Annotated in this window: 11 protein-coding genes; 9 read left to right on the top strand and 2 right to left on the bottom strand. The window is 71.9% G+C overall.

Annotated elements, in window-relative coordinates; translation table 11 throughout:
* The first annotated feature begins 14 nt into the window (after nucleotides 1–14).
* The 5 genes from ACFY7C_RS35515 (at nucleotide 15) to ACFY7C_RS35495 (ending at nucleotide 7120) form a co-directional block, all read left to right on the top strand.
* Nucleotides 15–776, top strand: a complete 762-nt coding sequence (locus ACFY7C_RS35515; protein ID WP_389659354.1) for an SDR family NAD(P)-dependent oxidoreductase — start codon at nucleotides 15–17, stop codon at nucleotides 774–776.
* An 81-nt stretch (nucleotides 777–857) separates the two neighbouring features.
* Nucleotides 858–1982, top strand: a complete 1125-nt coding sequence (locus ACFY7C_RS35510) for an LLM class flavin-dependent oxidoreductase (protein ID WP_389659352.1) — start codon at nucleotides 858–860, stop codon at nucleotides 1980–1982.
* Between the two features lie 127 nt (nucleotides 1983–2109).
* On the top strand, nucleotides 2110–3837 hold the full coding sequence (locus tag ACFY7C_RS35505; RefSeq protein WP_389659349.1) for an amidohydrolase family protein: 1728 nt from the start codon (nucleotides 2110–2112) through the stop codon (nucleotides 3835–3837).
* Nucleotides 3834–5306, top strand: coding sequence for an aldehyde dehydrogenase family protein (locus ACFY7C_RS35500; protein ID WP_389659346.1), 1473 nt, complete (start codon nucleotides 3834–3836; stop codon nucleotides 5304–5306). The genes ACFY7C_RS35505 and ACFY7C_RS35500 overlap by 4 nt, the downstream gene beginning before the upstream one ends.
* 251 nt (nucleotides 5307–5557) lie before the next feature.
* Complete coding sequence (locus ACFY7C_RS35495) at nucleotides 5558–7120, top strand: APC family permease (RefSeq protein WP_389659343.1); 1563 nt, start codon at nucleotides 5558–5560, stop codon at nucleotides 7118–7120.
* Between the two features lie 86 nt (nucleotides 7121–7206).
* Here ACFY7C_RS35495 and ACFY7C_RS35490 read toward each other — a convergent pair whose 3' ends face one another.
* A complete protein-coding gene (locus tag ACFY7C_RS35490) occupies nucleotides 7207–7422 on the bottom strand; it encodes a hypothetical protein (protein WP_389659340.1) in 216 nt (71 codons plus the stop codon).
* Nucleotides 7423–7480: 58 nt separating this feature from the next.
* Between ACFY7C_RS35490 and ACFY7C_RS35485 the strand changes: the two genes are divergently transcribed.
* Entirely contained in the window at nucleotides 7481–7954 is a 474-nt protein-coding gene (locus ACFY7C_RS35485; protein WP_389659337.1) for a GNAT family N-acetyltransferase, read from the top strand.
* A gap of 22 nt (nucleotides 7955–7976) precedes the next feature.
* On the opposite strand, the gene ACFY7C_RS35480 is transcribed toward ACFY7C_RS35485, so the two are convergent.
* Nucleotides 7977–8735 (bottom strand): GNAT family N-acetyltransferase, encoded by a 759-nt coding sequence (locus tag ACFY7C_RS35480; RefSeq protein ID WP_389659334.1) that lies wholly within the window; start codon nucleotides 8733–8735, stop codon nucleotides 7977–7979.
* A 78-nt stretch (nucleotides 8736–8813) separates the two neighbouring features.
* Between ACFY7C_RS35480 and ACFY7C_RS35475 the strand changes: the two genes are divergently transcribed.
* The 3 genes from ACFY7C_RS35475 (at nucleotide 8814) to ACFY7C_RS35465 (ending at nucleotide 12888) form a co-directional block, all read left to right on the top strand.
* A complete protein-coding gene (locus ACFY7C_RS35475; protein ID WP_389659331.1) occupies nucleotides 8814–9347 on the top strand; it encodes a GNAT family N-acetyltransferase in 534 nt (177 codons plus the stop codon).
* A gap of 80 nt (nucleotides 9348–9427) precedes the next feature.
* Entirely contained in the window at nucleotides 9428–10264 is an 837-nt protein-coding gene (locus ACFY7C_RS35470; RefSeq protein ID WP_389659328.1) for an LLM class F420-dependent oxidoreductase, read from the top strand.
* Nucleotides 10265–10284: 20 nt separating this feature from the next.
* A complete protein-coding gene (locus tag ACFY7C_RS35465; protein ID WP_389659325.1) occupies nucleotides 10285–12888 on the top strand; it encodes a bifunctional FO biosynthesis protein CofGH in 2604 nt (867 codons plus the stop codon).
* Nucleotides 12889–12987 lie beyond the last annotated feature (99 nt).

Raw genomic sequence — 12987 nt, 5'->3', positions numbered from 1 at the left:
CGAGGAGTCAGGGCATGGGCAAGCTGGACGGGCGGGTCGTCGTCATCACGGGCGCGGCGCGCGGGCAGGGCGAGCAGGAGGCGCGGCTCTTCGCCGCCGAGGGGGCGCGGGTCGTCCTCGGGGACGTGCTGGACGACCCCGGCGAGGCGCTCGCCAAGGAGCTGGGGGAGGAGCGGGCCGCCTACGTCCACCTCGACGTGACGAAGGAGGAGGACTGGGCGGGCGCGGTCACCGCCGCCAGGGAGCGCTTCGGGCGGATCGACGGACTGGTGAACAACGCCGGCATCCTGCGCTTCAACGAGCTGGTGTCGACGCCGCTGGACGAATTCCAGGCGATCGTCCAGGTCAACCAGGTCGGCTGCTTCCTGGGGATGCGGACGGTCGCGCCGGAGATCGAGGCGGCCGGCGGCGGGACGATCGTCAACACCGCCTCGTACACGGGTCTGACGGGCATGGCGGGCGTCGGGGCCTATGCCGCCACCAAGCACGCGGTCCTCGGGCTGACCCGGGTCGCGGCCCTGGAGCTGGCCGGGAAGGGGATCCGGGTCAACGCGGTCTGCCCGGGCGCCGTCGACACACCCATGAGCAACCCGGAGGGCGTGGACCCGGAGGCGACGGCCGAGCTGTACCGCAAGCTCGTGCCGCTGGGGCGGATCGGGCGGCCGGAGGAGGTGGCGGCGCTCGCGCTCTTCCTGACCGGGGACGACTCCGCGTACATCACCGGGCAGCCGTTCGTGATCGACGGCGGATGGCTGGCCGGAGTCAGCCTCTTCTGACGCTTCGTCAGCTATTGACAGGCACCGGCGCATCACACAATCTGACGGAACGTCAGAAACTCACGAGGACGGTGAACCCCCTTGGAATTCGGGATCTTCGTACAGGGATACGTCGGCAAGCGCGCCGAGACCGATCCCGAAGCCGAGCACAAGGCGCTCATGGAGGAGACCGAGTACGTCATCCAGGCCGACGAGTCCGGCTTCAAGTACGCCTGGGCCTCCGAGCACCACTTCCTGGAGGAGTACTCCCACCTCTCCGCCAACGACGTCTACCTCGGGTACCTCGCCCACGCCACCGAGCGCATCCACCTCGGCTCCGGCATCTTCAACCCGCTCGCCCCCGTCAACCACCCGGTCAAGGTCGCCGAGAAGGTCGCCATGCTCGACCACCTCTCCGGCGGGCGCTTCGAGTTCGGGTCGGGGCGCGGCGCCGGCTCCCACGAGATCCTCGGGTTCATGCCGGGCATCACCGACATGAACCACACCAAGGAGATCTGGGAGGAGACGATCGCCGAGTTCCCCAAGATGTGGCTCCAGGACGAGTACGTCGGCTTCCAGGGCAAGCACTGGTCGCTCCCGCCGCGCAAGGTCCTGCCCAAGCCGTACGGCAAGTCCCACCCCGCCATGTGGTACGCCGCCGGCTCCCCGACCTCGTACGCCATGGCGGGCAGGATGGGGCTCGGCGTCCTCGGCTTCAGCGTGCAGAAGGTCTCCGACATGGAGTGGGTCGTCGAGTCGTACAAGAACGCGATCAAGGAGGCCAGGGCGGTCGGCGACTTCGTCAACGACAACGTCATGGTCACCTCGACCGCGATCTGCGCCGAGACCCACGACAAGGCCGTCGAGATCGCCGTCGGCGGCGGCCTCAACTACCTCCAGTCGCTGCTCTTCCGTTACCACGACACCTTCCCCCGGCCCGAGGGCATCCCGGAGTGGCCCGAGCTGCTCCCCGAGTACTCGGCCGAGATCATCGAGCTCCTCATCCAGGAGGAACTGATGATCTGCGGCGACCCGTCGGAGGTCCTGGCGCAGTGCAAGCGCTGGGAGCAGGCCGGTGCCGACCAGCTGTCCTTCGGGCTGCCGATCGGGATCTCGTACGAGGACACGATGAACACGATCAAGCTGATCGGCGAGCACGTGATCCCGAAGATCGACACGGACCCGGTCCACCGCACCACCCGCTTCCGGCAGGCCGCCGGCACCTGACGGGCCCCACCCAGCGCGGGGCGGTGTCTTCCCGGACCGTCGCCCCGTACCGGCCCCGGCCGGCGGCCGTTCCGCGGCGGCCCCGGTCCGGGGCACACCCGCGCCCACGTGCAGAGAGGGGAACGTCATGCTCGATCACCTGATCAAGGGCGCCACCGTCGTGGACGGCACCGGCGCCCCCGCCTTCACCGCAGACGTCGGGACACGCGACGGGCGGATCGTCTTCGCGGAGGCGGGCGAGGCCGCCCGCACCAGCGAGGACGCCGGCGGTCTCGTCCTCGCCCCCGGCTTCGTCGACCCGCACACCCACTACGACGCCCAGCTGTTCTGGGACCCGTACGCCACACCCTCCATGAACCACGGCGTCACCACCGTCGCCGGCGGCAACTGCGGCTTCACCCTCGCCCCGCTCCACCCCGACCGGCCCGAGGACGCCGACTACACCCGCCGCATGATGTCCAAGGTCGAGGGCATGTCCCTCAAGGCCCTGGAGGAGGGCGTCGACTGGAGCTGGTCGTCGTTCGGGGAGTACCTCGACGCCCTGGAGGGGCGGATCGCGGTCAACGCCGGGTTCATGGTCGGCCACTGCGCCCTGCGGCGGTACGTGATGGGTCCGGACGCCGTCGGCGGGCAGCCCACCGACGCACAGCTGCGGCGGATGGTCGACCTCCTCCACGATGCCATGGCGGCCGGCGCCTGGGGCCTTTCCACCACCCAGTCCTCCACCCACTCCGACGGCGACGGCGCCCCCGTCGCCTCCCGGCACGCCACCCCCGCCGAGCTGATCGCCCTGTCGCGGGCGGTCGGCGAGCACGAGGGCACCCAGATCGAGGCGATCCTCGCGGGCTGCCTCGACCAGTTCTCCGACGCCGAGATCGACCTCTTCGTGGAGATGACCGCCGCCGCCGGGCGCCCGCTCAACTGGAACGTGCTGACCATCGACGCCACCGTCCCCGAGCGCGTCCCCCGCCAGCTCCTCGCCTCCGAGCGGGCCCGCAAGTCCGGCGGCCGGATCGTCGCCCTCACCATGCCGATCCTCACCCCCATGAACATGTCGCTCGGCACCTTCTGCGCCCTCAACCTCATCCCCGGCTGGGGCGAGATCCTCTCCCTCCCCGTGCCCGAGCGGATCGCGAAGCTCCGCGACCCCGCCGTACGGGCCGGGATGCTGCAGCGCGCCGACTCCAGGGAGGCCGGCGTCTTCCGGCGCCTCGCGCACTTCGGCCGCTACGTCATCGGCGACACCTACAGCCGCGAGAACGAGGGCCTGACCGGCCGGGTGGTCCAGGACATCGCCGCCGAACGCGGCCAGGACGCCTTCCAGTGCCTGGTCGAGATCTGCGCCAACGACGACCTGCGCACCGTCCTGTGGCCGATGCCCACCGACAACGACCCGGCCTCCTGGGCGCTGCGCGCCGAGACCTGGCAGCACGAGGACGTCCTGCTCGGCGGCTCCGACGCGGGCGCCCACCTGGACCGGATGTGCGGGGCGCCGTACACCACCCGCTTCCTCGGCGACTGCCTGCGCGGCCGGAAGCTGGTGCCGCTGGAGCAGGCCGTGAAGATGCTGAGCGACGACCCGGCGCGGCTCTTCGGGCTGCGCGGGCGCGGCCGGATCACCGAGGGCCACCACGCCGACCTGGTCCTCTTCGACCCCGAGCGGATCGACGCGGGCCCGGCGACCCTGGTGCACGACCTGCCCGGCGACAGCCCGCGCCTGGACTCGCGCGCGACCGGGATCGTGTCGGTGCGGGTCAACGGCGTGGAGACGGTCAGGGACGACGAGGTGACCGGCGCGGTCCCGGGCCGGGTGCTGCGCTCGGGCCGCGACACGAGGACGGTGAGCACCCGGTGACGTACGAGCCGAGGACCGAGCGCCTCTATATAGGAGGGGAGTGGGTCGAGCCCGACGGCGGGCACTACGAGGTGATCGACCCCGCCACCGAGCAGCTCGTCGGCCTCGCCCCCGAGGCCTCCCGCGCCCAGGTGTACGAGGCGGCCGAGGCGGCCCGCGCGGCCTTCGCGACCTGGTCCCGTACGAAGCCGGAGGAGCGGGCCGCGATCCTGGACCGGGCCGCCGCCCTGATGGACCGCGACGCCGGTCCGAACACCCTGCTCGCCCGGGCCGAGACCGGCGCGACCACCGCCACCGCCCGCGGGATGCAGGTCGCCGTCGGCGCCTCCCGCTTCCGCCGCTACGCCCGGGGCGCCCTGGAACCGGTCGAGCGGGCCCTGCCGCCGCAGATCAACGAGGCCGGTCCCATGGGGAGGGCCGGGGTCTTCGGCGCGGTGGCCGTACGGCGCCCGGTCGGCGTCGTCACCTGCGTCACCTCGTACAACAACCCCTGGGCCAACCCGGCAGGCAAGATCGCCCCGGCGCTCGCGATGGGCAACACGGTCGTGGTGAAGCCCGCCCCGCAGGACCCGCTGTCCGTGTACGCGATGACCCGGGCGCTCGAGGAGGCCGGGGTCCCGGCCGGGGTGGTGAACGTGGTCACCGGCTCCGCGCCCGCCGTGGGCGAGGCGGCCGTGGACTCCCCGGCGGTCGACATGGTCTCCTTCACCGGCTCCACGGCCGTCGGGCAGGCGATCGGCGAGGTGTGCGGCCGGCAGCTGAAGCGGCAGCTGATGGAGCTGGGCGGCAAGGGGGCGGCCCTGGTCTTCGACGACGCGGACCTGGAGGCCGCGGTGACGGGGATCGGGACGACCTTCTCCTTCTACAGCGGGCAGATCTGCACGGCCCCGACCCGGGTGCTGGCCCAGCGCGGGATCCACGACCGGCTGGTCGCCGGGCTCGCCGCGTACGCCGGCCGGCTGACGGTGGGGGATCCGGCGGCGCCCGGCACGGTGGTCGGGCCGGTGATCTCGGCGGCGCACCGCGACCGGGTGGAGTCCTATGTGGAGCTGGGCCGCAAGGAGGGCGCGCGGGTCGTCGTGGGGGGCGAGCGGCCGTCCGTCGGCGACGGACGCGGTTTCTACGTGGCCCCGACGCTCCTCGCGGACTGCGCGCCCGAGATGCGGGTGGTGCGGGAGGAGATCTTCGGACCGGTGGTCGTGGTGGTGCCCTTCGACGACGAGGAGGAGGGGATCGCGCTCGCGAACGACAGCGACTACGGCCTGATCGACTACGTGTGGTCGGGGGACGTGGCCCGCGCATTCCGTATCGCGGGGCGGCTGAGGGCCGGCGGGGTCGGGGTCAACACCATCGGACGGAACATGGAGGCTCCGTTCGGCGGCTTCAAGAAGAGCGGTGTGGGCCGGGATGTGGGCTCGTACGCACTGCACGCGTACAGCGAGCTACAGGCTGTGGTCTGGCCGGGGTGAAATGGCGATCCGAGGGCCTCCGCGAAAATTCCTCGGGAAAATTTGAAAACGGACATTTGGGGTACGGCTGCGGTTCCCGCATATCGGACGGCCGGGGAATCGCCTACCGGTTGGTCGGTCCCGTCCGGTCGTCGATCTTTCAATCATTGGCGAGCGTCCGCGTTTGACCTCGCAATGAAAGGCATTGATCGTCCCGACCGGCGGACTTCGATCTTCCGGATGTGGAAACCGCAGCACTTAACGTCCTGTTCATGACTCAGGTGGAAGCACGGCCCCAGGCCGGAGACACGGTAAGGGGCGTCACTCCGGGCGACGGTCACGGAGTACGCACCAAGGGCCTCGGCGGCAACTCCGTAGGCCTCCTCGGCAGTGCCGTCATCGGCATCTCCACTGTCGCCCCCGTTTACTGCCTCACCTCGACGCTCGGCTCCACGGCCGGCGAGGTGGGCCTGCAGATGCCCGCGATCTTCCTCGCCGGGTTCCTGCCGATGCTCCTCGTCGCGTTCGCGTACCGGGAGCTCAACAAGGTGATGCCGGACTGCGGCACCTCCTTCACCTGGACGGTGAAGGCCTTCGGCCCCAAGATCGGCTGGATGTGCGGCTGGGGCCTCGTCATCGCGACGATCATCGTCCTTTCCAACCTGGCCGGCGTCGCGACCTCCTACTTCTGGCTTCTGGCCGGTGAGATCAGCGGCAGCGAATCGATCGCCGCCCTGGACGAGAACAAGGCCGTCCACATCCTCACCTGCCTCACCCTGATCGCCGTCGCCACCGCGATCAGCTACCGCGGCATGACCGCGACCAAGGGCGTGCAGTACGCCCTCGTCGGCCTCCAGCTCGTCGTCCTCGGCCTCTTCGTGGCCATGGCGCTGTCGAAGGCCGGCTCCTTCGAGACCTCGGTCGACTTCTCCTGGTCCTGGATGAACCCCTTCGCGGTGCAGTCGTTCGCCGCGTTCACCGCCGGACTGTCCCTGTCGATCTTCATGTACTGGGGCTGGGACGCCTGCATGGCGACCAACGAGGAGACCACCGGCAGCAGCAAGACGCCCGGCCGCGCCGCGCTGATCGCCATGGTCGTCCTGGTCGCCTCCTACATGGCCACCGGCATCGCCGCCCAGATGGCCGTCGGCTCCGGCGACCAGGGCCTCGGCCTCGCCAACCCGGAGACCTCCGACAACGTCTTCGCCGCCCTGGCCGGCCCCGTCATGGGCCCCGCCCTCGGCATCCTGCTCTTCGTCGCGGTCCTCGCCTCCGCCGCCGCGAGCCTGCAGACGACCTTCATCCCGGTCGCCCGCACGGTCCTCGCGATGTCGACCTACGAGGCCCTGCCGAAGTCCTTCACCAAGGTCCACCCGGTCTTCAAGACCCCCGGCAAGGCCACCGTCGTCGCCGGTGTCGCGACCGGCGTCTTCTACACCGTCATGACCCTGGTCAGCGAGAACGTCCTGGTCGACACGATCTACGCGCTCGGCCTGATGATCTGCTTCTACTACGCCCTGACGGCCTTCGCCTGCGTCTGGTACTTCCGCGCCGAGCTCTTCCGCTCCGGCCGCGACTTCGCCTACAAGGGCCTGATGCCGCTGCTCGGCGGCCTGATGCTGACCGCCGTCTTCGGCAAGACGCTCTACGACATGTGGGACCCGGCCTACGGCTCCGGCTCCGCGGTCCTCGGCGTCGGCTCCGTCTTCGTCATCGGCGTCGGACTGCTGCTGCTCGGCGTGGTGATCATGCTGGTGATGCAGCGCCGCAGCCCCGCCTTCTTCCGGGGCGAGGTGCTCACCAAGGAGACCCCGTCGCTGGTCGTCGAGGACTGATGGACTCCTCGACGGACCGGTAGCGGAAAACGGCGAGGTGGCGGGCCCGTGGGGGGTCCCGCCACCTCGCTGTTTTCCGCTACGGATCAGTGCTGCCCCGGAAGCAGCCCCTCCACCAGCCTGTTGGCGGCGGGCATCTCCGCCGGGGCCGCCGGCTTCTCCGCGGGGTCCAGCAGGCCGCTCAGCGGGAGCGACGGGGGCAGGCTGTTGCCGGCGCTCTCGGCGGCGGCGGTGTGGGCGGCACAGAGCCCGCCGGCCAGGGCGAGCGAGGTCAGGGCGGCGGCGGTGAGGATCTTCTTCATGCCGCACCCAACGGCGACCGGCCGCGAGGGGTTACGTCACGCTCCCTACGATGCCCCCATGCCGTACGCACCCACCGAGACGAACTGGTCGCTGCGCCCCGGCCGGGCCCAGGACGTGGAACCCATCGCCGAACTGCGGGCCGAGGTCCTGCGCGCCGACCTGCTGCGCCTCGGGCGCTACGACGAGCACCGGGTCCGCCAGCGCCTGCGGGACGGCTTCTCAGCCGCGTACACCTCGGTCGTCGAGACCGACGGGACCTTCGCCGGCTGCGTGACCCTCCGCCCGGACGAGACGGGGCAGGGCTTCCACCTGGAGCACTTCTACCTGGCCCCCGCCACCCAGGGCCGCGGCCTCGGCACCGCGGTCCTGCGCACCCTCCTCGCCCGCGCCGACACGGCCGGCCTCCCCGTCCGCCTCACCGTCCTCCAGGGCAGCCCGGCCCGCCGCCTCTACGAGCGCGAGGGATTCCGGGTCGAGTCCGAGGACGCGATCGACGTGGCGATGGTCCGGGAACCGGCGGCGGGCCGCTGAGGGCGGGCCGCCGCCGGGGGCGTCAGCCGGCCTGTTCCGCCTGTTCCGCGATCAGGGCGGTGGCGACCGTGCGGAAGCCCAGGCGGGCGTAGAGGCGGGCCACCGTCTCGTCGGTGGCGGTGAGGAAGACGGTCTCGGCGCCGCGGGTCCGGGCGTCCGTGACGAGGGTGGCCGTGACCGCGAGGCCGAGGCCGCGACGGCGGGAGCCGGGGCGGGTGCCGACGCCGACGACCTCGGTGACCGGGCCGACCGGCTGGTGCTGGCCGGCGGCGAGGGCCGTGCCGGTGGGGTCGAGGGCGGCCGCGAGGCGGGTCAGGCCGGCCTCGATCCTGGCCGCGACCTGGGCGGCGGCGCCGGGCGCGGGGGTGGCGCCGAAGGCCGCGTACGGGGCCGCGACCGCGCTCTCGAAGGCCGGATCGCCGGCGCCGACCATGCGCACGGTGACGTCCTTCGGCGGCGCGGGCAGCTCCTCGGCGGTCTCGGTGAGCACCATCAGCGGATGCTCGTGCACCACGAGCCCGCTCGCCTCGACCGCCGCCCGCAGCCCCGGCGTGGTCTCCGCCACCCACTCGAAGGCCTCCGGCACGCCCAGCTCCCGCTGCCGCGCCCGCACCTTCTCCACCGCCTCGACGGCGACGGCGCCCGTGTGCCCGAGAGCGGGCCGCGCGTAATAGGGCCAGCCCTCCCCCTCCCGTACGAAGAGGGTCAGCGCACCGAAGTCCTCGGCGCGGGCGGCGGACCGGGGGACGGCGTCGTAATAGGCCTCGAGTCGCTTCAGCACCCGGCCACCGTAGAGGCGGCGAAGGGCGGCCGCAGGTGGATTTCCGGCGGACGGCCGGCCACGCGCGATGATGGATCCATGACCGAGATCCTCACACCCCGCCTCCTCCTGCGCCGCTGGACCGACGACGACCTCGTCCCCATGGCCGAGATCAACGCCGACCCCGAGGTCATGCGGTGGATCGGTGACGGCTCGGTGCGCGACCTGGAGCAGACCGCCGAGGGGATCGAGCGGATCGAGGAGATGTGGGACGAGGAGGGCTTCGGCCTGTTCGCCGTCGAACTCCTCGGATCCGGCGAACTGGTCGGCTTCACCGGCCTCTCCGTGCCGGAGTTCCTTCCTGAAGTCCTTCCCGACGTGGAGATCGGCTGGCGGCTCGGGCGGCCCTTCTGGGGACAGGGTTACGCCTCCGAAGCCGCGCACGCGGCCCTGGAGTTCGCCTTGGAGGACCGCGGCCTCGACCGGGTCATCAGCATCGCCAGGATCGGGAACACCGCCTCCGAGAACGTGATGCGCAAGCTCGGCATGGCCCCGGAACGGGAGACCGTCGACCCGAAGTACGGCCACCCGCTGCGCGTCCACGCCATCGACCTCACGGAGTACCGGGGCTGACGCCTCCCGTCGCGTCCCGGGAGCGCCGTGTTCCTGTCACGGCCCTCGGAATCTCGCGCCCCACCCCCTACCGTGCCCCCATGCGGATCTCGACCACGATCTTCCTGACCGACGAGACCATCACCCCCGTGCGGCTCGCCCGCGAGCTCGAGCAGCGTGGCTTCGCCGGGCTCTACCTGCCCGAGCACACCCACATCCCCGTCGAGCGCGTCACCCCCTACCCGGCCGGCGGCCCGCTGCCGCCCGAGTACGGGCGCACGCTCGATCCCTTCGTGGCCCTCGGCCAGGCCGCGGCCGTCACCGAACGCCTCGGCCTGGGCACCGGGATCACCCTGGTCGCCCAGCACGACCCGATCGCCCTCGCCAAGCAGATCGCGACCCTCGACCACCTCTCCGGCGGCCGCTTCACGCTCGGCGTCGGCTTCGGCTGGAACAAGGAGGAGGCCGCCGACCACGGCGTCGACTGGGGCACCCGCCGGGCCCGCACCCGTGAGGCGATGCACCTGATGCGGGCCCTGTGGGCCGCCGAGCCCACGGCGTACGAGGGCGAGACCTCCGGCCTGTCCGTCCGCGCCTCCCACGCCTGGCCGAAGCCCGTCGCCGGCGGCACCCCCCGCACCCTCGTCGGCGGCGCCGCGGGACCCGGGCTCTTCTCCCACGTCGCCGACTACGCCGACGGCTGGATGCCCATCGGCGGCCGCGGCCTGACCCAGGCCCTTCCCGCGCTGCGGGAGGTCTGGGAGGGGGCCGGTCGTGACCCGAAGGCGCTTCAGGTCGTCCCCTACGCGGTCCTCCCCAGCCCCGGAAAGCTCGCCCACTACGAGGAACTGGGCTGCGAGGAGGTCGTGCTCCAGCTCCCTCCGGGCGGCGAACGGGAGGTCCTCGCCGTACTCGACGACTACGCCCGGTACCTGTGACCCGCTCGTATGCTCGGTCCATGACCGATCAGCAGGCACCCCGCACCCCAGGACCCACCGAGAACGCCATGCGCCGTGCGCTCAAGCGGGCCAGGGACGGGGTCGCGCTCGATCTCGCCGAGGCCGCCGTGCTGTTGCAGGCCCGGGGGGACGACCTGGACGACCTGGTGGCCACGGCCGGCCGGGTGCGTGACGCGGGGCTCGCGGCGGCCGGGCGGCCCGGGGTCATCACGTACTCGAAGAGCGTGTTCATACCGCTGACCCGGCTGTGCCGGGACAAGTGCCACTACTGCACCTTCGCGACCGTGCCGGGGAAACTGCGCCGCGAGGGACACGGGATGTTCATGTCGCCGGACGAGGTCCTCGACATCGCCCGCAAGGGCGCCGAACTCGGCTGCAAGGAGGCCCTGATCACCCTCGGCGACAAGCCCGAGGACCGCTGGCCCGAGGCCCGCGAGTGGCTGGACGCCCACGGCTACGACGACACCCTCGCGTACGTACGGGCCATGGCCATCCGCATCCTGGAGGAGACCGGGCTGCTGCCCCACCTCAACCCCGGGGTGATGTCGTGGACGGACTTCCAGCGGCTCAAGCCCGTCGCCGCCTCCATGGGGATGATGCTGGAGACGACCTCGCGGCGGCTGTGGGAGGAGCCCGGGCAGCCGCACTACGGCTCGCCCGACAAGGAACCGGCCGTGCGCCTGCGGGTCCTGGAGGACGCGGGGCGGTCCTCCGTGCCCTTCACCTCCGGGCTGCTGCTCGGCATCGGGGAGACCTACGAGGAGCGGGCCGAGTCGCTGTTCGCGCTGCGCCGGATCGCCCGCGCCTACCACGGCATCCAGGAGCTGATCATCCAGAACTTCCGCGCCAAGCCCGACACGGCGATGCGCGGCATGCCGGACGCCGAACTGGACGACCTGGTCGCGACCGTGGCGGTGGCCCGGCTCATCATGGGGCCCGCCGCCTGCCTCCAGGCCCCGCCGAACCTGGTCGACGCCGAGTACGGGCGGCTGATCGCCGCCGGCATCGACGACTGGGGCGGGGTGTCCCCGCTCACGATCGACCACGTCAACCCCGAGCGGCCCTGGCCCCGGATCGAGGAGCTCGCCGAGAAGTCCGCCGCCGCCGGCTTCTCCTTGCGCGAACGGCTCTGCGTCTACCCGGAGTTCGTCACCCGCGGCGAGCCCTGGCTCGACCCGAGGCTGATGCCGCACGTGCGCGCGCTCGCCGACCCGGAGACCGGACTCGCCGACCCGGACGCGCCGGTGCGCGGGCTGCCCTGGCAGGAGCCCGACGAGACCTTCGCCGCCGCGGGCGGCACCGGCCGCACCGATCTGCACCGCACCATCGACACCACCGGCCGCACCGGCGACCGCCGCGAGGACTTCGACCACGTCTACGGCGACTGGGAGGCGCTGCGGGAGGCCGCGGCGCCCGGCATGGTGCCCGAGCGGATCGACGCCGACGTGCGGGAGGCGCTGGCCGTCGCCGCCGACGACCCGACCCGGCTCACCGACCCGCAGGCCCTCGCCCTGCTGCACGCCGACGGCCCTGCCCTGGACGCCCTGTGCGCGGTCGCCGACGACCTGCGGAAGTCGGTGACCGGCGACGAGGTGACGTACATCGTCACGCGCAACATCAACTTCACCAACGTCTGCTACACCGGCTGCCGCTTCTGCGCCTTCGCCCAGCGGCGCACCGACGCCGACGCGTACACCCTCTCCCTCGACCAGGTCGCCGACCGGGCCCGGCAGGCGTGGGACGTCGGCGCCGTCGAGGTCTGCATGCAGGGCGGCATCCACCCGGACCTGCCCGGCACCGCCTACTTCGACATCGCGCGGGCCGTGAAGGAACGCGTCCCCGGCATGCACGTGCACGCCTTCTCCCCGATGGAGGTCGTCAACGGCGCCTCCCGCACGGGTCTTTCGATCCGCGAGTGGCTGACCGCCGCCAAGGAGGCCGGGCTCGACTCGATCCCGGGGACGGCCGCCGAGATCCTCGACGACGAGGTCCGCTGGGTGCTCACCAAGGGCAAGCTGCCCACGGCCACCTGGATCGAGGTGATCACCACCGCGCACGAGCTGGGCATCCGCTCCAGCTCCACGATGATGTACGGGCACGTGGACCAGCCCCGCCACTGGCTCGGCCACTTCCGCACGCTGTCCCGGATCCAGCAGGAGACCGGGGGATTCACCGAGTTCGTGACGCTGCCGTTCATCCACACCAACGCCCCCGTCTACCTCGCGGGCATCGCGCGGCCGGGCCCGACCGTGCGGGACAACCGGGCCGTCACCGCCATGGCCCGGCTGCTGCTGCACCCGTACATCCCGAACATCCAGACCAGCTGGGTCAAGCTGGGCGCGGAGGGCGCCGCCGAGATGCTCCGCTCGGGCGCCAACGACCTGGGCGGCACGCTGATGGAGGAGACCATCTCGCGGATGGCCGGGTCGAGTTACGGCTCGTACCGCTCGATCCGCGATCTGGAGGCCATCGCCGAGGCGGCCGGCCGCCCCTCCCGGCCGCGGACCACCCTCTACGGCGAGGTGCCGGAGGAGCGGCAGCGCGCGGCCCGCGCCTCCGACGGGCACCTGCCGGAGCTGCTGCCGATCGTCCAGGAGGACTGAGACAGGAGGGGACGGAGACGAGAGGGGACTGAGACAGGACCGGGAACACTGCGGTCAAAAGCGGACTGAAGGGCGTCGGATCACATAACGTTCCGGCCC

It is taken from the genome of Streptomyces sp. NPDC012769 (assembly GCF_042901205.1).
Taxonomy (GTDB): Bacteria; Actinomycetota; Actinomycetes; order Streptomycetales; family Streptomycetaceae; genus Streptomyces.
The sequence above is the reverse complement of the archived record's forward strand: the minus strand, read 5'-3'. Positions and strand labels throughout refer to the sequence as shown.

Excerpts from the sequence above, each read along its gene's own strand:
- ACFY7C_RS35470 (WP_389659328.1), top strand. The coding sequence starts at position 9,428 with ATGCGGATCTCGACCACGATCTTCCTGACCGACGAGACCATCACCCCC.
- ACFY7C_RS35495 (WP_389659343.1), top strand. The coding sequence starts at position 5,558 with ATGACTCAGGTGGAAGCACGGCCCCAGGCCGGAGACACGGTAAGGGGC.
- ACFY7C_RS35475 (WP_389659331.1), top strand. The coding sequence starts at position 8,814 with ATGACCGAGATCCTCACACCCCGCCTCCTCCTGCGCCGCTGGACCGAC.
- ACFY7C_RS35465 (WP_389659325.1), top strand. The coding sequence starts at position 10,285 with ATGACCGATCAGCAGGCACCCCGCACCCCAGGACCCACCGAGAACGCC.
- ACFY7C_RS35490 (WP_389659340.1), bottom strand. The coding sequence starts at position 7,422 with ATGAAGAAGATCCTCACCGCCGCCGCCCTGACCTCGCTCGCCCTGGCC.
- ACFY7C_RS35485 (WP_389659337.1), top strand. The coding sequence starts at position 7,481 with ATGCCGTACGCACCCACCGAGACGAACTGGTCGCTGCGCCCCGGCCGG.
- ACFY7C_RS35505 (WP_389659349.1), top strand. The coding sequence starts at position 2,110 with ATGCTCGATCACCTGATCAAGGGCGCCACCGTCGTGGACGGCACCGGC.
- ACFY7C_RS35515 (WP_389659354.1), top strand. The coding sequence starts at position 15 with ATGGGCAAGCTGGACGGGCGGGTCGTCGTCATCACGGGCGCGGCGCGC.